Origin of the sequence: Sphingomonas phyllosphaerae, from assembly GCF_029623345.1 — a bacterium.
Classification (GTDB): Bacteria; Pseudomonadota; Alphaproteobacteria; order Sphingomonadales; family Sphingomonadaceae; genus Sphingomonas; species Sphingomonas phyllosphaerae_C.
In genome coordinates this window covers 146335-169589 of record NZ_JAPYKH010000001.1, presented here as the reverse complement: position 1 = coordinate 169589, position 23255 = coordinate 146335, and the positions used below count along the sequence as shown (strand labels likewise).

General features: G+C 68.5%; 21 protein-coding genes. 19 read left to right on the top strand and 2 right to left on the bottom strand.

Annotated elements, in window-relative coordinates; all coding sequences use genetic code 11:
• Window positions 1-132: 132 nt before the first annotated feature.
• The 13 genes from QBJ89_RS00675 to QBJ89_RS00615 all read left to right on the top strand — a co-directional run bounded on the left by QBJ89_RS00675 (window position 133) and on the right by QBJ89_RS00615 (window position 13831).
• Window positions 133-834, top strand: a complete 702-nt coding sequence (locus QBJ89_RS00675) for a glutathione S-transferase family protein (protein ID WP_277978618.1) — start codon at window positions 133-135, stop codon at window positions 832-834.
• Window positions 831-1547 carry a DUF1428 domain-containing protein gene (locus QBJ89_RS00670; RefSeq protein ID WP_277978617.1) on the top strand — a complete coding sequence of 239 codons (717 nt, stop codon included), beginning with the start codon at window positions 831-833 and terminating at the stop codon, window positions 1545-1547. The genes QBJ89_RS00675 and QBJ89_RS00670 overlap by 4 nt, the downstream gene beginning before the upstream one ends.
• A gap of 11 nt (window positions 1548-1558) precedes the next feature.
• A complete protein-coding gene (locus QBJ89_RS00665; protein ID WP_277978616.1) occupies window positions 1559-2335 on the top strand; it encodes a VOC family protein in 777 nt (258 codons plus the stop codon).
• Complete coding sequence (locus QBJ89_RS00660; protein ID WP_277978615.1) at window positions 2335-2805, top strand: VOC family protein; 471 nt, start codon at window positions 2335-2337, stop codon at window positions 2803-2805. Before QBJ89_RS00665 ends, QBJ89_RS00660 begins: the two co-directional genes overlap by 1 nt.
• 131 nt (window positions 2806-2936) lie before the next feature.
• Window positions 2937-3719, top strand: coding sequence for a succinate dehydrogenase iron-sulfur subunit (locus tag QBJ89_RS00655; protein ID WP_132907670.1), 783 nt, complete (start codon window positions 2937-2939; stop codon window positions 3717-3719).
• A gap of 352 nt (window positions 3720-4071) precedes the next feature.
• Window positions 4072-5166 carry a cell division protein ZapE gene (zapE, locus tag QBJ89_RS00650; RefSeq protein ID WP_277978614.1) on the top strand — a complete coding sequence of 365 codons (1095 nt, stop codon included), beginning with the start codon at window positions 4072-4074 and terminating at the stop codon, window positions 5164-5166.
• Between the two features lie 126 nt (window positions 5167-5292).
• Window positions 5293-6258, top strand: coding sequence for a malate dehydrogenase (mdh, locus tag QBJ89_RS00645; RefSeq protein ID WP_277978613.1), 966 nt, complete (start codon window positions 5293-5295; stop codon window positions 6256-6258).
• Between the two features lie 53 nt (window positions 6259-6311).
• On the top strand, window positions 6312-6608 hold the full coding sequence (locus QBJ89_RS00640; protein ID WP_277978612.1) for a GIY-YIG nuclease family protein: 297 nt from the start codon (window positions 6312-6314) through the stop codon (window positions 6606-6608).
• Window positions 6609-6674: 66 nt separating this feature from the next.
• On the top strand, window positions 6675-7565 hold the full coding sequence (gene sucD, locus QBJ89_RS00635; protein WP_184035604.1) for a succinate--CoA ligase subunit alpha: 891 nt from the start codon (window positions 6675-6677) through the stop codon (window positions 7563-7565).
• 125 nt (window positions 7566-7690) lie between these two features.
• The gene (locus QBJ89_RS00630) at window positions 7691-10663 is read left to right on the top strand and encodes a 2-oxoglutarate dehydrogenase E1 component (protein WP_277978611.1); all 2973 of its coding nucleotides are present in this window, start codon (window positions 7691-7693) and stop codon (window positions 10661-10663) included.
• Between the two features lie 78 nt (window positions 10664-10741).
• Window positions 10742-11998 (top strand): 2-oxoglutarate dehydrogenase complex dihydrolipoyllysine-residue succinyltransferase, encoded by a 1257-nt coding sequence (odhB, locus tag QBJ89_RS00625; RefSeq protein WP_277978610.1) that lies wholly within the window; start codon window positions 10742-10744, stop codon window positions 11996-11998.
• Between the two features lie 128 nt (window positions 11999-12126).
• On the top strand, window positions 12127-13527 hold the full coding sequence (gene lpdA, locus QBJ89_RS00620; RefSeq protein WP_223012500.1) for a dihydrolipoyl dehydrogenase: 1401 nt from the start codon (window positions 12127-12129) through the stop codon (window positions 13525-13527).
• Window positions 13528-13537: 10 nt separating this feature from the next.
• On the top strand, window positions 13538-13831 hold the full coding sequence (locus tag QBJ89_RS00615) for a GCN5-related N-acetyltransferase (protein ID WP_277978609.1): 294 nt from the start codon (window positions 13538-13540) through the stop codon (window positions 13829-13831).
• Between the two features lie 318 nt (window positions 13832-14149).
• Here the strand turns inward: QBJ89_RS00615 and QBJ89_RS00610 are convergent, their stop codons facing one another.
• Complete coding sequence (locus QBJ89_RS00610; RefSeq protein WP_277978608.1) at window positions 14150-14428, bottom strand: hypothetical protein; 279 nt, start codon at window positions 14426-14428, stop codon at window positions 14150-14152.
• Entirely contained in the window at window positions 14428-15447 is a 1020-nt protein-coding gene (locus QBJ89_RS00605; protein WP_431522494.1) for a glycerophosphodiester phosphodiesterase, read from the bottom strand. Before QBJ89_RS00605 ends, QBJ89_RS00610 begins: the two co-directional genes overlap by 1 nt.
• Window positions 15448-15514: 67 nt before the next feature.
• Between QBJ89_RS00605 and QBJ89_RS00600 the strand changes: the two genes are divergently transcribed.
• The 6 genes from QBJ89_RS00600 to QBJ89_RS00575 all read left to right on the top strand — a co-directional run bounded on the left by QBJ89_RS00600 (window position 15515) and on the right by QBJ89_RS00575 (window position 23191).
• Window positions 15515-16024 carry a 2Fe-2S iron-sulfur cluster-binding protein gene (locus tag QBJ89_RS00600; RefSeq protein WP_277978607.1) on the top strand — a complete coding sequence of 170 codons (510 nt, stop codon included), beginning with the start codon at window positions 15515-15517 and terminating at the stop codon, window positions 16022-16024.
• Window positions 16021-16986 carry an FAD binding domain-containing protein gene (locus tag QBJ89_RS00595; RefSeq protein ID WP_277978606.1) on the top strand — a complete coding sequence of 322 codons (966 nt, stop codon included), beginning with the start codon at window positions 16021-16023 and terminating at the stop codon, window positions 16984-16986. The genes QBJ89_RS00600 and QBJ89_RS00595 overlap by 4 nt, the downstream gene beginning before the upstream one ends.
• Window positions 16983-19226 (top strand): xanthine dehydrogenase family protein molybdopterin-binding subunit, encoded by a 2244-nt coding sequence (locus tag QBJ89_RS00590; RefSeq protein WP_277978605.1) that lies wholly within the window; start codon window positions 16983-16985, stop codon window positions 19224-19226. The genes QBJ89_RS00595 and QBJ89_RS00590 overlap by 4 nt, the downstream gene beginning before the upstream one ends.
• Before the next feature lie 30 nt (window positions 19227-19256).
• Window positions 19257-21461, top strand: a complete 2205-nt coding sequence (locus tag QBJ89_RS00585; RefSeq protein ID WP_277978604.1) for a xanthine dehydrogenase family protein molybdopterin-binding subunit — start codon at window positions 19257-19259, stop codon at window positions 21459-21461.
• Window positions 21462-21606: 145 nt separating this feature from the next.
• Complete coding sequence (locus QBJ89_RS00580; protein ID WP_277978603.1) at window positions 21607-22530, top strand: XdhC family protein; 924 nt, start codon at window positions 21607-21609, stop codon at window positions 22528-22530.
• Entirely contained in the window at window positions 22517-23191 is a 675-nt protein-coding gene (locus tag QBJ89_RS00575; protein ID WP_277978602.1) for a nucleotidyltransferase family protein, read from the top strand. Before QBJ89_RS00580 ends, QBJ89_RS00575 begins: the two co-directional genes overlap by 14 nt.
• The last annotated feature ends 64 nt before the right edge of the window (window positions 23192-23255 follow it).

The following is a 23255-nucleotide window of genomic DNA, read 5'->3' as shown; positions in this document are numbered from 1 at the left end:
CCCGCGCAGGCGGGAACCCAGGGCCATGCAGAGCAACGACGCGCATTTCACCGGACCACTGGACTCCCGCGTGCGCGAAAGAACAACCTGATATCGCGACCGGCTCGCGAGAGAAAAGCAGGAGAGGCTCCTATGCAACCCGTGATCACCGCGTTTGACTGGGTCCCCGATTTCGCGCGCGGGCAGGTGCGCGACCTGCGCGTGCGCTGGGCATTGGAGGAAGTCGGCCAGCCCTATCGCGTGCGCTATCTCGCGCAGGGCGAGCAGAAGGCTTCGCCGCACCGCGCGCGCCAGCCGTTCGGCCAATTGCCGACCTATGAGGAGGGCGAGCTCGTGCTTTACGAGTCAGGCGCGATCGTGCTGCATCTTGCCGACAGCCGCGACGGCCTGCTGCCCGACGATCGCCTCGGCCGCGCGCGTGCCACGGAATGGGCCTTCGCCGCGCTCAACACAGTCGAGCCACCGATCATGGACCATGCCACCGCCACCCTGTTCGAGGCGGACCAGCCCTGGTCGAAGCCGCGCCTGCCCGCGGTGGAGGCGCGCATCGCCGAGCGGCTCGGCGAGGTGGCGGCGCGGCTGGATGCGCGCGAATGGTATGACGGCGCCTTCTCCGTGGGCGACCTGCTGATGGTGGCGGTGTTGCGTATCCTGCGCGACCACCCGCTGCTCGCCGCGCAGCCGACGCTCGCCGCTTATGTCGCGCGCGGCGAGGCGCGACCCGCCTTCCGCCGTGCGCTCGCCGACCAGCTCGCTGGCTTCACGGGCAGCCCGCCGCCAGGCTTCGCCGAGTGGATCGCCCAGCGGGCGGCGGGCGCGGAGCAGCTCGCATGAGCTATATCGACGGCTTCATCACCCCGGTCGCCATGGCGGCGCGGGCGCGCTTCGCCGAGCACGCGCGCGCCGCCGCGTCGATCGTGCGCGAGCATGGCGCGAGCCGCGTGGTCGACACCTGGGGTGAGGACGTGCCTGTCGGCAAGCGTAACGACATCGCGGGTGCGGTCCGGCTGAAACCGCACGAGAGCCCGAGTTTCGGCTGGATCGAATTCGCCGACCGCCCCACGCGGGACGCCTTTGGAGCGGGGATCGTCGCGGACGAACGACTCGCCGCGCTCGGGCTGCCACCATTCGACTTCTCGCGCATGATCCTCGGCGGCTTCGAGGTGATCGTCGACACCGGCCGTGGCGCCGCGCCGGGCTTCATTGACGGCTATGTACTGCCGGTCGCCTTGGTCGACCGTGAGGCCTATCGCGCCTTTGCCGCATCGGCGTCCGCGGTGTTCCTCGATCATGGCGCGATCCGCCACGTCGAAGCGTGGGGCGACGACGTCCCCGCCGGCGACACGGTCGATTTCAGCCGTGCCGCGCTCGCGCAGGACGACGAGGCCGTCGTCGTCGCCTGGGTCGAGTGGCCCGACCGCGCCGCACGCGACCGGGCCACGCCGCTCGTCATGGCGGACGAGCGCATGGCGAACCCGCCGACGCCGCTGCCCTGCGACGGTCAGCGCATGATCTTCGGCGGTTTCGCCGTACTCAACGACGCTTAAGGAGGACGAGGATGACCGACCCACAGGGCCTGCCGATCTGGTACGAGCTGCTCGCGCGCGACCCCGACGCGGCGGAGCGTTTCTACACGCACGTGCTCGGCTGGTCGGTGGAGCGACCGCAGCTCGCCGGCGCCCCCGACTATCGCGTGCTCGCCGCGCCCGACGGCGACGGCGTAGCGGGGCTGATGGCGGTGCCGCCGGGCGCGCCGATGGCGCCGGGCTGGTTGTTCTACCTCGCCGCCGACGACGTCGACGCGACGGTGGAGCGGGTCACCGCCGCGGGCGGCGCGGTGACGATGCCGGCGACCGACATCCCCGAAGTCGGGCGGATCGCGCTGGTGGCGGACCCGGACGGCACGCTCTTCTATGTCATGCGCGCTTACGGCGAGAAGTCGCGCTCCTTCCGCACCGCCGATACCGCCACCCCAGGCCACGCGGTGTGGAACGAGCTGACCGCACCCGATCAGGATGCCGCGCTCGCCTTCTACGCCGGGCTGTTCGGCTGGCGGCACGAGGGCGCGATGCCGATGGGCGCGCTGGGGGATTACAAGTTCGTCCATTCGGGGGTGACTTGTCTGGGCGCGACGATGAACAGCTTCGCGGGCAAAGGACCGGGCTGGCAATTCTACTTCATGGTCGACGACGTCGATGCCGCGGTGGAGCGGCTCACCAGCGCGGGCGGACGGGTGATCCAGGGACCGGACGAGATCCCCGGCGGCAGCTTCTCGGTGGTCGCCGCGGACTCGGAGGGGGCGACCTTCGGCTTCGTCGGGGAGCGGAGGGCGTGATGGACAAAGTGTCGGTGTGGCTGTGGTGCGACGGCACCGCGGAGGAGCAGGCCACTTTCTACACCGGGCTGATCCCCGACAGCGCGATCACCTCGGTGTCGCGCGCGCCCGCGGACTATCCGGCCGGCAAGGCGGGCGACGTGCTCACCGTCACCTTCACCCTTGCGGGGCGATCGTTCGCGATGCTGAACGGCGGTCCCGGCCCGACGCATAGCGAGGCGATGTCGCTCCAGATCGACTGCGTCGACCAGGCCGAGGTCGACCATATCTGGGACGCGATCCTGGCGAACGGCGGCACCGAGATGGCATGCGGCTGGATCAAGGACCGCTGGAGCCTCGCGTGGCAGATCGTCCCGCGTCGCCTCGCCGAGCTGATGCAGGATCCCGTGAACGGGCCGCGCGCGATGACGGCGATGATGACGATGAAGCGGATCGACGTCGCGGCGCTGGAGCGCGCGATCGCCTCTTGAGCGCGCGGCCATAATCTCTAGGTAGGCGGCGTCGGTCACGTTTGCGGCCAGCCCCGCGATCGTGTACCCGCCCCACGAACGGCGCCGGTGCGCCTCCTGCGCGCCGACGGCCCAACGAAGTAGAGACGCGCATGGCCGAGTTCACGCTCCCCAAGAACAGCAAGATCAAGGGCGGTCGCAAGGTCGCCTCACCGCAGCCCGGCGGGACGATGCGCAACTTCAAGGTCTATCGCTACGATCCCGACTCGGGCGAGAACCCGCGCTACGACACGTTCGAGGTCAATCTCGACGAGTGCGGGCCGATGGTGCTCGATGCGCTGATCAAGATCAAATCGGAGCAGGACAGCTCGCTCACCTTCCGCCGCTCGTGCCGCGAGGGCATCTGCGGTTCGTGCTCGATGAACATTGACGGGCGCAACGGCTTGGCCTGCACCACCGCGATCGAGGACGTGAAGGGCGAGATCAAGATCACGCCGCTGCCCGCGATGGACGTGATCAAGGACCTTGTCCCCGATTTCACGCGCTTCTACGCGCAATATGCGTCGATCACGCCGTGGCTGCAGACGGTGACGCCGCCGCCCGCGGGCAAGGAGCGGCTCCAGTCGCCCGAGGAGCGCGCCAAGCTCGACGGCCTGTACGAGTGCATCCTGTGCGCCTGCTGCTCGACCTCGTGCCCGAGCTATTGGTGGAATTCGGACAAGTTCCTCGGCCCGGCGATCCTGCTCCAGGCCTATCGCTGGCTCGCCGACAGCCGCGACGAGATGACCGGCGAGCGGCTCGACGCGCTGGAGGATCCGTTCCGCCTGTATCGCTGCCACACGATCATGAACTGTGCCAATGTCTGCCCGAAGGGGCTGTCGCCCGCCAAGGCCATCGCCGAGATCAAGAAGATGGAAGTCGAGCGGATCGTCTGATCGGCGAGTGGCGGCGCCTGCGGGATCCCATGTGGCCGGTGATCCATCAGGCTAGCAGGGATCCGGCGCGCTTTGTCGGTGGACTCCACGCTGGTTGATCGAGCGAAACGAGGCCGCATCGTGCCCCTGCGGAGGCCGGGGCCCAGTTGGGCACCGGTGGTGAGACTCACGACGGCCTTCCCAACTGGGCCCCGGCATGCGCCGGGGTACATCAGGGTGCGAGCGACTTTCGCCACGACCGCTAGCTTGCCCCACCCCCGCCACACAACGTCACCGTCGCGAGGCTTGATCCTCTCGCCCGCTATCCCCACAGACGTCACCATGCTGCGGTGCAGCGCCGCGAAGGGTGACGATGGGAAAAGTAAGTGACGCATACCGGCGCCTGATCGCCGACGACGAGCTACGCCCCGATCCCGAGCAGCAGGCCGCCGCGCTCCAGCTCGACGCGCTCGCGCAGGAACTGGAGAAGCCCCGCACGATCGGCCTGTTCCGCCGCCGTCGCGTTCCCGCCAAGGGCGTCTATCTGTGGGGCGACGTCGGCCGCGGCAAGTCGATGCTGATGGACCTGTTCTTCGCCAATGTCGCGGTGGCGAAGAAGCGCCGCGTCCACTTCGCCGAGTTCATGCTCGAGGTGCACGCGCGCATCGCGGTCGAGCGGCGCAAGGAGGAAGGCGATCCGATCCTTCCTGTTGCGGAGGCGCTCGCTGATGAGGCGCAGCTGCTCGCCTTCGACGAGATGATGGTGACCAACTCGCCTGACGCGATGATCCTGTCGCGGCTGTTCACCGCGCTGATCGAAGCCGGCGTGACCGTCGTGACCACCTCTAACCGTGCCCCCGCGGACCTGTACAAGAGCGGGCTCAACCGCGAGCATTTCCTCGGCTTCATCGCGCTGATCGAGGAGCGGCTGGACGTGCTCGCGCTCAACGGTCCGGTCGATTACCGCCGCGACCGGCTCGGAACGCACAAGACCTGGCTCGTCCCCAATGGCGAGCAGGCCACCGCGGAGCTCTCCGCCGCCTTCTATCGCCTCACCGATTATCCGCCCGAGGATCGCGATCATGTGCCGAGCGAGGAGCTGGTGGTGCAGGGCCGCACGCTGCGCGTCCCCAAGACCCTCAAAGGCGTCGCGGTGTTCGCTTTCAAGAAGCTGTGCGGCGAGGCGCGCGGTGCGGCCGACTATCTCGCGATCGCGCGGCGCTATCACACCGTCATCCTCGTCGGCATCCCGATCCTGGGCCCGGACAACCGCAACGAGGCGGCGCGCTTCGTCGCGCTGATCGACGCGCTGTACGAGCATAAGGTCAAGTTGCTCGCCGCCGCGGACGCTGAGCCCGACCAGCTCTACCCGCGCGGCGACGGCGCGTTCGAGTTCCGCCGCACCGCCAGCCGCCTGGAAGAGATGCGCTCGGAGAGCTACTTGAGCGAGGGTCACGGCACAGGCTAAGCCTTATTGCTCTTGCGAACAATATGCAGGAATACTTTGACCCTGGTAGCTTTAGCGGGTTGTCGGATGCGCCCGAAGGGCGTAGGCGACTGTTCCATTCACGGCTCGGCATCAGAGAGGGATGGGATGGCCCGGAAGAAGATTGCGCTGATCGGCGCCGGTAATATCGGCGGCACGCTCGCGCACCTCGCAGCACTCAAGGGTCTGGGCGACATCGTCCTGTTCGACGTGGTCGAGGGCGTGCCCCAGGGCAAGGCGCTCGATCTCAGCCAGTGCGGCCCGGTTGAGGGTTTCGACGCCTCGATCAAGGGCTCGAACGATTATGCCGACATCGCCGGCGCCGATGTGATCATCGTCACCGCCGGTGTCGCGCGCAAGCCCGGCATGAGCCGCGACGACCTGCTCGGCATCAACCTCAAAGTGATGAAGGCGGTCGGCGAGGGCATCCGCGACAACGCGCCCGACGCCTTCGTGATCTGCATCACCAACCCGCTCGACGCGATGGTCTGGGCACTGCGCGAGTTCTCCGGTCTGCCGCACCAGAAGGTGGTCGGCATGGCAGGCGTGCTCGACTCCGCGCGCTTCAGCCACTTCCTCGCCGAGGAGCTCGGCGTGTCGGTCAAGGACGTGAACACCTTCGTGCTCGGCGGCCACGGCGACACGATGGTGCCGGTGCTCGAATATTCGACCGTCAGCGGCATTCCGGTCAGTGACCTGATCGCGATGGGCTTCTCCACCAAGGAGAAGGTCGACGAGATCATCAAGCGTACGCGCGGCGGCGGCGGCGAGATCGTCGCGCTGCTCAAGACCGGCTCGGCCTATTACGCGCCGGCGACTAGCGGCATCGCGATGGCCGAGGCCTATCTCTACGACCAGAAGCGCATTCTGCCCGCGGCGGCGCATCTCTCTGGCCAATATGGTATCGACGACCTGTACGTCGGCGTGCCGGTGGTGATCGGCGCGGGCGGCGTCGAGAAGATCGTTGAGGTCCCGCTCTCGGACGAGGCCAAGGCCAACCTCCAGGTGTCGGTCGATGCGGTCAAGGAGCTGCTCGTGGCCTGCAAGGGGATCGACGGCTCGCTGGGGGCGTGAACGAGTAGCTGTGCCCCGGCGGAGGCCGGGGCCCAGTTGGGAGAAGTCCCGAGGTGGAGAAAGCCGGCTTCGTCTACATCATGGCGAGCGAACGAAACGGCACGATCTACATCGGCGTTACCAGCGACCTACCCAAACGTATTTGGGAGCATCGCAGCGGCGTCATCGGCGGCTTCACCAAGAAGCATCACTGTCATCGCCTCGTCTGGTATGAGGCGCATGAGAGCATCGAGGCAGCCCGGCATCGTGAGCTGCAGATGAAGGAGTGGAAGCGGGCGTGGAAGCTGCGCGAGATCGAAGGGCTCAACCCGGAGTGGGACGACCTGTACGATCGTATCGCTTCGCCATGACCGCCACCGTAACTGGGCCCCGGCCTTCGCCGGGGCACGCACATCGCCCGATCTAGGGAGACGGACTTGAGCATCCTCGTCGACAAGAACACCAAGGTCATCACGCAAGGGATGACTGGCAAGACTGGCACCTTCCATACCAGGGCGGCGCTGGACTATGGCACGCAGATGGTCGGCGGCGTGACGCCCGGCAAGGGCGGCACCACGCACGAGGAGCTCGGCCTGCCGAACTTCGACACCGTCGCCGAGGCGGTCGCCAAGACCGGTGCCAATGCGTCAGTGATCTACGTGCCGCCACCCTTCGCCGCGGACTCGATCCTCGAGGCGATCGACGCAGAGGTGCCGCTGATCGTCGCGATCACCGAGGGCATTCCGGTGCTCGACATGGTGCGCGTCAAGCGCGCGCTGTCGGGCAGCAAGTCGCGGCTGATCGGTCCGAACTGCCCGGGCGTGCTGACGCCGGGCGAGTGCAAGATCGGCATCATGCCGGGCAACATCTTCAAGAAGGGCTCGGTCGGCGTCGTGTCGCGCTCGGGCACGCTGACCTATGAGGCGGTGTTCCAGACCTCGAACGCCGGGCTCGGCCAGACCACCGCGGTGGGTATCGGCGGCGACCCGGTCAACGGCACCAACTTCATCGACGTGCTCGAGCTGTTCCTCGCCGACGAGGAAACGCAGTCGATCATCATGATCGGCGAGATCGGCGGCGACGCCGAGGAGCAGGCGGCGCAATTCCTGATCGACGAGGCCAAGCGTGGCCGCAAGAAGCCGATGGCCGGCTTCATCGCGGGCCGCACTGCCCCCCCGGGGCGGCGCATGGGCCATGCCGGTGCGATCGTGTCGGGTGGTAAGGGCGATGCGGAAAGCAAGATCGCGGCGATGGAAGCGGCCGGCATCAAGGTCGCGGCGAGCCCCAGCGAGCTGGGCTCGACGCTGCTGAGCGTGCTCAATAAGTAAGTGAACTGACGTCATCCCGGCGCGGGTCGGGATCCAGGGCGGCCAGCGGGCCGTTCGCGGCCCTGGACCCCGGCCTCCATGCCGGGGTGACGAACCCATTAGTCGAGCGGTCGAGGATGCGTGACATGGGCTACGAAGGCCAGGATTTCAGCGACATCGCGGGTAACGTCAGCCCAGCGTTCATCGACGCGCTCTACGCTCGCTTCAAGGAATCGCCCGACTCGGTCGAGACCGGCTGGCGCAGCTTCTTCGAGGGGCTGGAAGGATCGCTGACCGCGCCATCGTGGCAGAACAAGCGCTGGCCGCTCACCACCACCGACGACCTCACCGCCGGGCTCGACCCGACGCAGATGGAGCCCACGCCCAAGCCGGCGAAGGGCGGTAAGCCCGCGCCCGCCGCGCCGGCTGCCCCTGCCCCGTCGCAGGACGCGATCGTCAAGGCGGCGGCGGACTCGATCCGCGCGCAGCTGCTGATCCGCACCTATCGCGTGCGCGGCCATCTCGCCGCCAACCTCGACCCGCTCGGCCTATCCTCGGCGCGCGAGCTGCCCGCCGACCTCAAGACCGACTATCACGGCTTCTCCGACGCCGACATCGACCGCCCGGTCTATCTCGGCGGCTCGCTCGGGCTGCAATGGGCGACGATCCGCGAGGTGGTCGACACGCTGCGCGCCAATTATTGCGGCAGCGTCGGCCTCGAGTACATGCACATCGCCGATGTCGAGGAGCGCAAGTTCCTCCAGGAGCGGATGGAGGGCAAAGACAAGGGCGTCGAGTTCACCACCGCCGGCAAGAAGGCGATCCTCACCAAGGTGATCGAAGCCGAGCAGTGGGAGAAGTTCCTGGGCCGCAAGTACGTCGGTACGAAGCGCTTCGGGCTCGACGGCGGCGAGAGCATGATCCCCGCGCTGGAGAGCGTGATCAAGTATGGCGGCGCCGCTGGCGTCAACGAGATCGTGTTCGGCATGGCGCACCGCGGTCGCCTCAACGTGCTCGCCAACGTCATGGCCAAACCGTTGCGCGTGATCTTCCACGAGTTCGCGGGCGGCTCGGCGCACCCCGACGACATCGGCGGCTCGGGTGACGTCAAGTACCACCTCGGCACCTCGACCGACCGCGAGTTCGACGGGCACCACGTCCATATGTCGCTGGTCGCCAACCCGTCGCACCTCGAGGCGGCGGATCCGGTGGTGCTCGGCAAGATCCGCGCGATCCAGACGATCGCCAACGACCTCGACACGCACGCGCGCTCGCTGCCGGTGCTGATCCACGGCGACGCCGCCTTCGCTGGCCAGGGTATCGTCTGGGAGTGCTTCGGCTTCTCGGGCATCCGCGGCTACAACACCGGCGGCTGCGTCCATTTCGTCATCAACAACCAGATCGGCTTCACGACCAGCCCGCAGTTCGCGCGCTCGTCACCCTATCCGTCGGACGTCGCCAAGGGCGTCCAGGCGCCGATCTTCCACGTCAACGGCGACGATCCCGAAGCGGTCACCTTCGCGACCAAGATCGCGATGGAATATCGCCAGAAGTTCCACCGCGACGTCGTGATCGACATGTGGTGCTATCGCCGCTTCGGCCATAACGAGGGCGACGAGCCCGGTTTCACCCAGCCGCTGATGTACAAGGCGATCCGCAGCCACCCGCCGGTCAGCGAGATTTACGGCAAGCGGTTGATTGCCGAGGGCGTGGTCGACCAGGCGTTCATCGACGACAGTGTCGGTCAGTTCACCACCCTGCTCGAGGGTGAGTTCGACGCTGGCGCGAGCTACAAGCCCAACAAGGCGGACTGGTTCGCGGGGCGCTGGTCGGGGCTGCACGCGCCGGCCGATGCCGAGAGTTCGCGCCGCAGCGTCGACACCGGGATCGAGCAGAAACTGTTCGACTCGATCGGCCGCACGCTGACCACCGTCCCGGACAGCATCACGATCCACAAGACGCTCGCGCGCGTGCTCGATGCCAAGCGCCAGATGTTCACCTCCGGCGAGAACTTCGACTGGGCGACCGGCGAGGCGCTGGCGTTCGGCTCGCTGCTCCACGAGGGTTATGGCGTGCGGCTGTCGGGCCAGGACTCCGGCCGCGGCACCTTCTCGCAGCGCCATGCGGTGTGGGTCGACCAGAATGACGAGCACAAGTACGTGCCGCTCTGGACGGTGCCGCACGGCAGCTTCGAGGTGCTCGACAGCCCGCTGTCGGAATATGGCGTGCTCGGCTTCGAGTACGGCTACGCGCTCGCCGATCCGAAGACGCTGGTGCTGTGGGAGGCGCAGTTCGGCGACTTCGTCAACGGCGCGCAGATCATGATCGACCAATTCATCGCCGCGGGCGAAGCCAAGTGGCTGCGCGCCAACGGCCTCGTGATGCTGCTGCCGCACGGCTACGAGGGCCAGGGCCCCGAGCACAGCTCGGCGCGTCCGGAGCGCTTTCTCCAGCTGTGCGCGGGCGACAACATCCAGGTCGCCAACTGCACCACGCCGGCGAACTATTACCACCTGCTGCGCCGGCAGATGCACCGCAACTTCCGCAAGCCGCTGGTCGTGTTCACGCCCAAGTCGCTGCTACGCCACAAGCTGGCGGTCAGCAGCGCGGCGGACTTTGTCGGGAACACGCACTTCCGCCGCATCCTGTCGGACACCAACGGCGCGCCGGACGCGCAGACCAAGCGGCTGGTGCTGTGCACCGGCAAGGTGGCGTACGACCTGATCGAGGCGCGCGACGCGGCGGGTGACACTGAGACGCAGATCGTCCGCATCGAGCAGCTCTACCCCTTCCCCACCGACGCGCTGGCCGAGCGGCTGTCGCGCCTGACCGCGCTCGAGGAAGTGATCTGGGCGCAGGAAGAGCCGCGCAACAACGGTTACTGGTTCTTCGTCGACCCGCTGATCGAGGAGGCGCTCGCGCTGGCCAAGTCGCGCGTCACGCGTCCGCGCTACGCCGGCCGCACCGCCGCCGCATCGCCCGCGACCGGGCTGATGAAGCGTCACCAGGCCGAGCAGGGCGCGCTGATCGCCGACGCGCTCGGGCATAACGTGCGCGACGAGATCCGCCGCACGCGCGAGCTCGACACTACCAAGAAGGCGGCGCAGCCCTCCTCCTGATCCGATCCCGCGTCCCGGCGATGCGCCGGGACGCCCCGTTTGATGCTAGACCCCGCGCTCGGGATGACGAGGTACACAATGGCAACCGAAGTTCTGGTCCCCACGCTGGGCGAGTCGATCACCGAGGCCACCGTCGGCGAGTGGCTCAAGCAGCCGGGCGAAGCGGTCGCCGCCGACGAGCCCATCGCCAGCCTCGAGACCGACAAGGTCTCGGTCGAAGTCCCCTCCCCCGTCGCGGGCGTGATGGGCCAGCATGCGGCGAAGGTGGGTGACACGGTTGAGGTCGGCGCGCTGATCGCGACGATCGAGAGCGGTGACGGCGCCGCGGCCGCGTCGACCAGCCCCGCGCCGGCCCCGGCGGCGAGCGCGCCCCAAACGGCAGCGCAGGCTGCACCGGTCGCGGGCGGCTACGGCAACCACGGTGAGACGCCGGTGACCACCAACGCGCCGGCCGCGCTGTCGCCTTCGGTGCGCCGCGCGGTGCTCGAGCACGGCGTCGATCCCTCGACCGTGAAGGGCACCGGCAAGGACGGCCGCCTCACCAAGGAGGACGTCGCCGCCGCCGCCTCGACCAAGCCTGCCGAGGCGAGTGCCGCGCCGGCGGCGCAGACTCCCTCGGTCGCCGCGTCGAGCGGCCGCAAGGAAGAGCGCGTCAAGATGACGCGCCTGCGCCAGACCATCGCCAAGCGCCTCAAGGAGGCGCAGAACAGCGCCGCGATGCTGACGACGTTCAACGACGTCGACATGACCGCGGTGATCGAGGCGCGCGCCAAGTACAAGGACCTGTTCGAGAAGAAGCACGGCGTTCGGCTCGGCTTTATGGGCTTCTTCGTGAAGGCCGCGACGATGGCGCTGAAGGACATTCCGTCGGTCAACGCCTCGATCGAGGGTGACGAGATCGTCTACCACGATTACGCCGACATCTCGGTCGCGGTCTCGGCGCCCAACGGGCTGGTCGTGCCGGTAATCCGCGACGCGCAGGCGCTGTCGGTCGCGGGCATCGAAAAGACGATCGGTGACTTCGGCAAGCGCGCCAAGGACGGCACGCTCAAGATGGACGAGATGCGCGGGGGCACCTTCACCATCTCCAACGGCGGCGTGTTCGGCTCGCTGATGTCGACCCCGATCATCAACCCGCCGCAGTCGGCGGTGCTCGGCCTGCATCGTATCGAGGAGCGCCCCGTGGTCCGCGACGGCCAGGTGGTGGTGCGCCCGATGATGTACCTCGCGCTCAGCTACGATCACCGCCTGATCGACGGCCGCGAGGCGGTGACCTTCCTCGTCGCGCTCAAGAACGCGATCGAGGACCCGACGCGCATCCTGATCGACCTGTAAGGTGACGCCCCAACGCACCACCCCGGCAAACGCCGGGGTCCAGTTGGGACATAGAGGTAACCGGCCGCAGCGATCCCTATATGCGGCCCGTAACTGGACCCCGGCGTTCGCCGGGGTGGAGGCATGGAATGGCTGACGAACAGCAGTACGACTATGACGTTCTCGTGATCGGCGCCGGGCCGGGCGGCTATGTCGCCGCGATCCGCGCCGCGCAGCTCGGGCTTCGCACCGCCTGCGCCGAGAGCCGCGAGACGCTGGGCGGCACCTGCCTCAACGTCGGCTGCATCCCCTCCAAGGCGATGCTCCACGCTTCCGAGCTGTACGACCATGCCGCCAACGGCGCGATGGCCAAGCTCGGCATCAAGACCCAGGTCGAGCTCGATCTCGACACGATGCACGGGCAGCGCCGCGATGCGGTGAAGCAGCTCACCGGCGGCATCGAGTATCTGTTCAAGAAGAACAAGGTGACCTGGCTCAAGGGCCGCGCCGCCTTCCAGGACGCGCACAGCGTCAGCGTCGGCGACCAGCGCGTCACCGCCAGGAACATCGTGATCGCGACCGGCTCGTCGGTCACCGCGCTGCCCGGCGTGACGATCGACCAGCAGGTGGTGGTCGACTCGACCGGCGCGCTCGAGCTGCCGCGCGTGCCCGAGCATATGGTGGTGATCGGCGGCGGCGTGATCGGGCTCGAGCTCGGCTCGGTGTGGCGGCGGCTGGGCGCCAAGGTGACCTGCGTCGAGTTCCTCGACCAGATCCTGCCCGGCTTCGACGGCGACATCCGCAAGGAGTCGAACAAGATCTTCAAGAAGCAGGGGATCGAGTTCAAGCTCTCGACCAAGGTGACCAAGGTCGCGGTCGAGGGCGGCAAGGCGGTGCTGACGCTCGAGCCCGCGCAGGGCGGCGAGGCGACGACGCTGGAGGCCGATTGCGTGCTGGTGTCGATCGGGCGCCGGCCCAACACCGACGGTCTCCATCTCGAGGCCGCCGGGCTCGCCACCAACCAGCGCGGGCAGGTCGAAATCGACCACGACTTCCGCACCGCGGTGGACGGAATCTGGGCGATTGGGGACGTTGTCCCCGGCCCGATGCTGGCGCACAAGGCCGAGGACGAAGGCATCGCGGTGGCCGAGAATATCGCCGGCCAGCACGGCATCGTGAACCACGACGTGATTCCCTCGGTGGTGTACACCTGGCCCGAGATCGCAGGGGTCGGCCTCACCGAGGAGCTCGCGCGCGAGCGCGGCGAGGTGAAGGTCGGCAAGTTCCCGATGATGGCCAACAGTCGCGCCAAGACCAATCACGAGCCGGATGGTCTCGTGAAGATCATTGCTGACGCCAAGACCGACCGCGTGCTCGGCGTGTGGTGCATCGCCACCGTCGGCGGCACGATGATCGCGCAGGCGGCGCAGGCGATGGAGTTCGGTGCCACCAGCGAGGACATCGCCTACACCTGCCACGCGCACCCGACGCACTCGGAGGCGATCAAGGAGGCCGCGATGGCGGTCACCGGCAAGCCGATCCATATCTGAGTCGGCCGGCATGACCCGGGAGGAGCGCGAGCGCCGCTGGCTCGCGCTCACCCGCGAGGTGATGCCAGGGCTGGCACGCTCGCGCGGCTGGCCGGTGCGCGCCGATCACTGCTTCCAGCGCATCCTGCTCGATCACGCCTGCGGCGGGCGCTGGTACGACGCCATCGCGGCGCGGCCGGCTTACCGCCACGCGACGGATGCGCAGCTGGACGGAGCCGTCGCGCTGGGTGAGGCGGTCGTCACGGGGGAGGCGGACCTTGTGGCGTTGAATCGCCAGTCGCTGGAGTGGCGCGGCAAGTTGTAGCGTCCGATCCGCGGGCGACCTCCACGCGGCACCCATCGCCGACGGATCGCACTCCCCCCCCCCAAATCAGTTGTCACTCCGGCGGAAGCCGGGGTCCAGTTGAGAGATTTCGTCGAATCTAACTTCGCCTTTCCAACTGGGCCCCGGCCCCCGCCGGGGCGACGCAGGTCGCAAAGGCACCCCTTTAATCAACGACCGAGCTCCTGTGCACGCAGGAGCCCGGCGTTGCTCAGCGCGTCGCTCGTGAATCTGGGTTCCTGCCTGCGCACGAACACGCACAAGGAGGCCCGCTCACCTCACCCACGCCGGGCGAGTACCTCAGCGCCCCGCCCCTGCGTACCCCGGCTCCGCCTCACACTGGTCGGGATGCTTGCGGCATGCCTTCTCGCGCTCGCGCCGCTCCTTCTCGTCGCTCTCGGCCTGCTTGCGCTGCTGGCGGACGTATTTTTCGTCGCGCTCTTTGGGGCTGGTGGTCATTACGTCGGCGCCCTTGCCGACCGCCTTCACCGGCAGCGTCGCGACGTTCCACGCCGTCCGCACGCACCCGCCGGTCGCCAGCAACGGCACCGCCGCCATCATCATCACGAACCCACGCATCACTTCGTCTCCCGCCCCCTGGCCTCCACCCCGATAGCAGGAAAATCGGTGAAGAACCCGTCGATCCCCTGCCCCAGCGCGGCGCGGATCTCGCCGACCAGGTCGCCATGCGCGGCGGGCTGCTCGCCGCGGCGGAAGCGTGGGTCGAGGAAGACGTTCTCGGCGCGGAAGGTCCAAGGATGGACCTTGAGCCCCGCCGCGTGCGAGTCGCGCACCAGCGGCGTCGCGGTCGCGCCCGACCATAGCATCGCCTTCTCCGGTCCCAGACCATAAGCGTAGCGTGCCACCGCGCGCAGGCCCTCGCGTGTCACCATCGCTTCGTAGCTCGGCGCGGCGCCGTCCGCCGGCGCACCCTTGGCGGCGACCAGCTGGATCAGCCGAATCTTGGTCATCGTCGCCAGCCGCTTGAGATTGTCGACCTCGAACGACTGGATGAACACCGGCGCGTCACGCGAGTCCCAACCGGCGGCGCGCAGTTGCGCCACCAGCAGCGCATCGGTCGGATGGCCGATCGAGCGGAAATAGGTCGGGTGCTTGGTCTCGGGGTAGATGCCGACATGATGCTGTTTCGCCAGCGCGATCACCTCGGCGAAGGTCGGGATCGCCTCCTTGCCGTCCCACGTGGTATTGGCGGGGCGCAGCTGCGGCAACCGCTCCCTGGCACGCAGCGTCTTCAGCTCGGCCAGCGTGAAATCCTCGACGAACCAGCCGGTCAGCGACTGACCGTCGATCGTCTTGGTGGTGCGCCGCGTCGCGAACTCGGGGTGCTGCGCGACATCGGTGGTCTCGGAGATCTCGTTCTCGTGGCGCGCGACCAGCACGTCGTCCTTGGTGGGCACCAGATCGGGCTCGATCACGTCGGCGCCCTGCTCGATCGCGCGCGTGTAGCTCGCGATGGTGTGCTCAGGCCGTTCCCCGCTGGCGCCGCGGTGCGCGATGATGAGCGGGCGCGTCGGTGTGGTCATCGCGGCCTTTTGCGCCAACGCCGCGCTGGGCGCCAGCAGCAGCGCCACTCCCATGAGAGTCGTTCGCACGGACCCGCCAAGCGGCCGCGACGTTTCGCACATGTTAGTCAGGGGCCGGTCCATGCACTTCACCATCAACGGAAAATCCTACGAGGCCGAGGTCGATGTCCGTACCTCGCTGCTCGACCTGTGCCGTGAGCATCTCGGGCTCACCGGCAGCAAGAAGGGCTGCGACCACGGTCAGTGCGGCGCCTGCACCATGTTGGTGAACGGTCGCCGCATCAACGCCTGCCTCACGCTCGCCGTGATGCACCAGGATGACGAGATCATGACGATCGAGGGTCTTGGCACGGTCGAGAACCTCCACCCGCTCCAGGCCGCGTTCGTCAAGCACGACGGCTATCAGTGCGGCTATTGCACGCCGGGGCAGATTTGCTCCGCGGTCGGCATGCTCGACGAGGTGAGGAAAGGCTGGCCGAGCCACGCCTCCGCCGATCTGACCGACGTTACCTTCGATGAGAGCGAGATTAGCGAGCGGATGAGCGGCAATATCTGCCGCTGCGCAGCTTACCCCAATATCGTCGACGCGATTCGCGAGGTCGCCGCCGAGCAGCGCGAGGTGACGGCATGAAGACCTTCGACTATGCGCGCCCCGGCAGCGTTGCCGAGGCGGTCCAAGCGGGCGGCCGCTTCATCGCGGGCGGGACCAACCTGCTCGACCTGATGAAGCTCCAGGTCGAGACGCCCGACAAGCTCGTCGATATCAGCCGTCTCGACCTCGACCAGATCGAGGAGCGCGAGGACGGCGGGCTCACCATCGGCGCGCTGGTGCCCAACAGCGACCTCGCTGCCGACCCGCGCGTCATCGAGAAGTATGAGGTGCTCAGCCGCGCGCTGCTTGCAGGGGCGAGCGGCCAGTTGCGCAACAAGGCGACCACTGGCGGCAACCTGCTCCAGCGCACTCGCTGCTATTATTTCTACGACACCGCGGCAGGATGCAACAAGCGCGAGCCCGGCAGCGGCTGCGAGGCGATCGGCGGCTTTAACCGCATCCACGCCATCCTCGGCACCAGCGACCAGTGCATCGCGACGCACCCCGGCGACATGCCGGTGGCGATGCGCGCGCTCGATGCGGTCATCGTCACGCAGCGCGGCGACGGCGACAAGCGCCGCATTCCGATCGCCGACTTCTACCGCCTGCCCGGCGACACGCCGCACATCGAGAACGTGCTCGCGCCCGGCGAGCTGATCACCCATGTCGAGCTGCCCGCCCCGCCGAAGGGAAAGCAGACCTACCGCAAGGTACGTGACCGCGCCTCCTACGCGTTCGCGCTGGTGTCGGTCGCGGCCGTGATCGCGGTTGAGGAGGGTAGGATCGCCTCCGCCGCGCTCGCCTTCGGAGGGGTGGCGCACATGCCGTGGCGCAATCCGGCGGTCGAGGCCGCTCTGGTCGGCCAGGCACCCGGCACCGCCGCCTTCGAGGCCGCTGCCGACGCGCTGCTCGACGGCGCCAAGGGTTTCGGCACCAACGACTTCAAGTTGCCGCTCGCGCGGCGCATCCTTATCGCCACGCTCCGGGATCTCACGCAATGACGCTGATCGACAAGGTCCTGGGTCGCGACGAGCATCGCTCGCTCCGCATGGACAAGCCCCTCCCCGACAGCCTGCTCGACCGCGGCGCGCAGGGCGTGATCGGCCAACCCGTCGACCGGATCGAAGGTCCGCTCAAGGTCTCAGGCCGCGCGACTTATGCCGCGGAATATCCGGCCGAGCGGTTGAGCTATGGCGTGCTGGTGCGCGCGCCGTTCGGCTCGGGCAAGATCACCGACGTCCAGGCAGCCGCCGCCAAGGCGCTGCCGGGCGTGATCGACGTCATCACCGATTACCCCAGCTTCATCCGAAACCCGCAGCAGGGCGGTGAGAAAAAGGCGCCGACGCAGGGGGTCGAGAAGGTCGACTATCACGGCGAGATCGTCGCAATCGTCGTCGCCGAGACGTTCGAGGCGGCACGCGACGCCGCGGCACAGGTCAGGATCGACTACGAGCCACGCGAGGGTGCCTTCGTGTTCGAGGAGCATCGCGACGAGGCCGATCGGCCGCCGCCCGACCAGATCCCGCCGCAGACAAGCCAGGGCGATGTCGAGGCGGCAATGGCGTCCGCCGCTTATACCGTCGACCAGACCTATACCACGCCGAGCCAGAACTCGGCCGCGATGGAGCCGCACGCCTCGCTCGCCGAGTGGAAGGATGGCAAGCTGACGCTCCACGGCTCGTACCAGATGGTCGCGTCGGACCAGATGCAGCTCGCGCAGGCGCTCGGCGTGAAGAACGATCAGGTGCGGATCATCTCGCGCTATGTCGGCGGTGGCTTCGGCTCCAAGCTCGGCATCGCGCCCGAGAGCGTCGCCGCGGCGATTGCGGCCAAGCGGCTCGATCGGCCGGTCAAGGTGGCGATGGCGCGCCAGCAAGTGTTCGACGCTACGGTGCGTCGCTCGAACACCGAGCAGCGCATCCGCCTCGCTGCCGACCATGACGGCAAGCTCACCGCGATCGGGCACGAGACGCTCGCGAGCAACCTGCCCGGCGAGGACTATTTCGAGCCCGCCGCAATCGGCACACACTTCGCTTACGCCGCGGAGAACCGGCTGACGGACCATAAGCTGGTGCGGCTCAATTGGCTGCTTTCCGGCTCGATGCGCGCACCGGGCGAGGCGGTCGGCATGCTCGCGCTCGAGGCGGCGATGGACGAGCTCGCCGAGGTGATCGGGATCGACCCGATCGAGCTGCGCCGCCGCAACGAGCCCGAGCAGGATCCCGAGAAGAAGGTGCCCTTCTCGAGCCGCCAGATGATCCCGTGCTTCGACCGAGGAGCCGAGGCGTTCGGCTGGTCGGCACGCAAGAAGACCGCGGGCGATCGGCGCGGCGAGTGGCTCCACGGCATGGGCGTGGCCGCGGCGGTGCGCTCGAACATGCTGCAGAAGTCGTCCGCCTCGGTCGAGCTGACGACGGACGGCCGCGCGATCGTGTCGACCGACATGACCGACATCGGCACGGGTACCTACACGATCCTGGCGCAGATCGCCGCGGAGACGCTCGGCCTGCCGCTCGACCGCGTGATCGTCCATCTCGGGGACGGCGAGGCGCCGCCCGCGGCGGGCTCGGGCGGCTCCTGGGGCGCGGGTTCGTCGGGCTCGTCGGTCTATGTCGCCTGCGAGGCGCTGCGCGAGAAGCTGGCCAAGGCGATGGGCGTCGACGCTGACGAACTGACGCTCAAGGACGGTCGCGCCATCGCCGAGAACCGCGCGGTGGAGATCACCGAGCTGGTCGGCGACGGCATGAAGGTCGTCGGCACGATCCAGCCGGGGCATCAGGAGAAGGCGGTCCGCCAGGCGAGCTACGGCGCGCACTTCGCCGAAGTGAAGGTGAATGCGGTGACGGGCGAGGTGCGCGTGGTGCGGATGCTCGGGGTGTTCGAAGCTGGCCGGATCCTCAACCGCAAGACCGCGCGCTCGCAGTGCCTCGGCGGCATGACCTTCGGGATCGGCGCCGCGCTCAGCGAGGAGCTGGTCCACGACCGTCGCAACGGCAAGGTCGTGAACCGCGATCTCGCCGAATATCACGTGCCGGTTAATGCCGACATCCCGCAGCTGGAGGTCGAGTTCCTCGATGGGCGCGACCATCACGCCAATCCCATCCACGCCAAGGGCATCGGCGAGCTGGGCATCTCGGGCGCGGGCGCGGCGATCGCCAACGCGATCTACAACGCCACCGGCGTGCGCGTGCGCGACTATCCGATCACGCTCGACAAGCTCCTCCCCGGCCTGCCAGATTGAGCTAAATTCAGGACAATTTGGACGGGCAGCATGTTCGAGCAAGCGATCGATGCGGCAGAACGGCCGGGCGGACTCACGCGTGCAGTGCAGGGCGTGCTCGGCGCCGCGTTGCCACGCGTCGAGGGACCGTTGAAGGTCACAGGTGCCGCTACCTACGCTTATGAGCAAGCGCCCGACGGCGTCGTCTATGCCGCGGTGGTCGGCGCCCCGGTCGGCGCCGGCCGGGTCACGCGCATCGACGCCGTGGCGGCGCGCGCGCTGCCCGGCGTGCTGACGGTGATCGACGACGATCCACGCATCCCCGCGGGGGGCGCCAACTCGCGCGCGATGCCGCACCAGGGCACCGATCGCGTCTTCCATTACGGCCAGCCGGTCGCAGTGGTAATCGCCGAGACGCAGGCCGTCGCGCGCGAGGCGGCAGCGCTGGTCCGCGTCGACGCCGAGGCGTCGCCCGGCCGTTACGAAGCCGCCGACCTGCCGATCGAACGCCAGCCCAAATCGGCCTTCCTCGCGCCCGTCGACACCGGCGATCTCGACACCGGCTTGCGCGACGCCGCGGTGGTGCTCGACCGCATCTACACGACGCCGCCACATTTTCCCGCCGCGCTCGAACCGCACGCCTCGACGATCTGGTGGGAAGGCGACGTGCTGACGGTGCGGTCCAGCAACCAAATCGTTGGCGCCGCACGCAACACGATCGCAACCGCGCTCGGCATGGCTCCCGACAAGGTGCGCGTGCTCGCGCCTTATGTAGGCGGCGGCTTCGGCGGCAAGACCGGCGTCGGCCCCGAGGTGATCCTCGCCGCCATTGCCGCCGAGCGGCTGCGTCGCCCGGTGAAGGTAGCCCTTCCCCGGCGCGAGACCGCCTATCTGGTGCACCATCGCAGCCCGACCACGCAGCGCGTCCGCATCGCGTGCGATCGCGAGGGTCACATCGCCGCCATCGCGCACGAGAGTATCGCGCAGCAGAACGACGATGCCGGCTTCGTCGAACCGGTGCCGTTCGGGACGATCCCGCTCTATGCCGGCGCGGCGCGGCGGATGACCACCGATCTGGTCCGCGTGAACCTGCCGCCAACCGGTGCGGTGCGGGCGCCGGGCGAGGCGGTCGGCACCTTCGCGACCGAATGCGCGATGGATGAGCTGGCGGAGGAACTCGGGCTCGATCCCATCGAGCTGCGCCGCCGCAACGAGCCGGCCTATGATCCCACCACGTCGCGCCCCTTCTCCACGCGCCGGCTGCTCGACTGCTACACCGAGGGCGCGCGGCGCTTCGGCTGGCCCGAACGCGTGCCCGATCCCGGCACCACGCTCGACGGCGAATGGCTGATCGGCATCGGCATGGCGACCGCGCTACGCGGCAACTTTACCGTGACCGCCGAAGCGGAGGTTCGGCTCGACACGGGCGGTGCGGCGACCGTCTCGTGCGACATGACCGATATCGGCACGGGCACCTATACGATCCTGGCGCAGACCGTCGGCGAGATCCTCGGCCTCGCGCCCGCCGCGGTGACGGTGCGGCTCGGCGACACCGACCTGCCGCCTACCGCTGGATCGGGCGGCTCGTTCGGTGCGGGCAGCGCCACCTCCGCCGCGGCACTGGCGTGCGAAGAGGTGCTCGCCGAGCTGGCGCGCCGGATGAACGCCGCGCCCGAGGAGCTGGTGCTGCGCGACGGCGTGGTGAGCGCCGGGTCACGCACCGTACCGCTCGCCGACCTCGTCCGCGACGCGCCGATCGTCGCGCGCGGGCGCAGCACGCCGGGGCAGCAGGCCAAGCGCACCAGCCAGGCCAGCCATGGCGCGCATTTCGCCGAGGTAGCGGTCAACGCGGTCACCGGCGAGGTGCGCGTGCGACGGATGGTGGGCGTGTTCGACGTCGGCCGCGTGCTCAACCGCGCCACCGCGATCAACCAGCTGGTCGGCGGCATGATCTGGGGGATCAGCTACGCGCTGGGCGAGGCCGCGGTGGTGGATCCGCGCTCGGGCCGGTTCGTGAACCCCGACTTCGGCGAGTATCACGTCGCGGTGAACGCCGACGCGCCGCGGATCGAGTGCCACTTCGTCGAGGAGATCGACGATGCCGCCAACCAGACCGGTGCCAAGGCGGTGGGCGAGCTCGGCATTTCGGGCGCGGGCGCGGCGGTGATCAACGCGATCCACAACGCCACCGGCGTGCGCGTGCGCAACGTCCCCGCCACGCTCGACACGCTGCTCGCCGCGCTGCCGCCGGTGTGAGCGGATGATTGCGCGGCGCCGCCCGTTCCGATCGCGCTGTCATCCCGGCCCTGAGCCGGAATACATGGTGCCGCGATCGCGGCGCCCGTCAATCTGGGCTCCTGCGTGCGCAGGGGCACAACGCTTCGTAGGACCAACATAAATCATGGCCGACAACGACTCCGTGCTCGCTGCCGCGCAGAACTGGAAGGGTTCTCCGCTCGCGATCGCCACAGTGGTCTCGACCTGGGGCTCGGCGCCGCGGCCACGCGGCAGCCACATGCTCGTCCATGCCGACGGGCGCTTCGAAGGATCGGTGTCGGGCGGCTGCGTCGAAGGCGATATCCTCGACACCGCCGCACAGGTGATCGCGGGCGCGCCGTTCCAGCTCAAGCGCTACGGCGTCGCCGATGACAGCGCCTGGGAGGTGGGCCTGCCCTGCGGCGGCGAGATCAGCGTCATGGTCCAGCCCGTGTCGGCCGAGGGTTTCGACCCTGAGCTTTTCGACCGCATCGCCGAGGCGCGCGCCGACGGTCGCTCGCTCACCGTCACCACCGATCTCGCCACCGGCCATTCCGACCTGCGCCCGCTCGAGACCGGCGAGGTATTCGCCAACCGCTACGACCCGCCGCGGCGGCTACTGATCGTCGGCGCGGTGCAGATCGCGCAGAGCCTCGCCGCGCTCACCCAGGCACTCGGCGTCGAGACGGTGGTGATCGATCCGCGCGGGCGTTTCCTCACCGCGGAGCGTTTCCCCGGCGTGACGCTCGACGACCGCTGGCCCGACGAGGCGGTGGCGGCATGGAAGCCCGGCCCCGCGACCGCGGTGGTGACGCTCAGCCACGACACCAAGATCGACGACCCCGCGCTGATCGCCGCGCTCGCGACCGATGCCGGCTATGTCGGCGCGCTCGGCAGCCGACGCAGCCATGCGGCGCGACGGGAGCGGCTCGCCGCCTCAGGCGTTGACCCCGATCAACTCGACCGGATCGACGGTCCCGTCGGAATCGACATCGGCGCGATCGGCCCGTCCGAGATCGCGCTGTCGATCGCGGCGGCGATGGTGGGAGCCTTCAATGATCGCCGTTGAGGATACCGTACTCGTCCTGCTCGCCGCGGGCCGCTCGCAGCGGTTCGGCGACATCGGCAGCAAGCTCGATCAGCCGTTCCTGTCACGCCCGCTCGGGCTGCACGTCGCAGTGGCGCTCGAGGACATGCCGTTCCGCGAGCGCATCGCGGTGGTCGACGGGTGCAAGATCGATTTCGCGCAATTCGGCTTCTTCGTCACGCACAACGACGATCCGGAACGGGACATGGCCTCGTCGGTGCGGATCGGGGTGGACTGCGCGCGATCGCACGACGCCAAGGCGGTGCTGATCGCACTGGCGGACATGCCGCGGGTTACCGCGGCGCACATCCATCGGCTGTTCGACGCCAGCGAGATGGACGAGCGGGCGGTGGTGGCGTCGAGCGACGGCCACTCCCCGCGGCCGCCCGCGCTGTTCGGCCGCGCGCGCTTCGACGAGCTGCTCGCGATCAGCGGCGACCAGGGCGCGCGCGACCTGATCCAATCGGGACGTCACGTCGTCGCCAACGCGGCGGAACTGATGGACGTCGACACGCCGGAGGAGTTGGAGGCGCTGCGTCAGCTGGTTCACGCGCCTGAGGCGCTGTCGCGGCCCGACTCGCACGTGCTGCGCGGTGGTGACGCTGCCGCGCTGGCGGCGCTGCGTGGACGGCTGGGGGAGTAAGAGCTTACTAGAGCGCCCTCCCCGGCGTTCGCCGGGGTGGTTCAGCGCTAGGAGACGGGCCGGA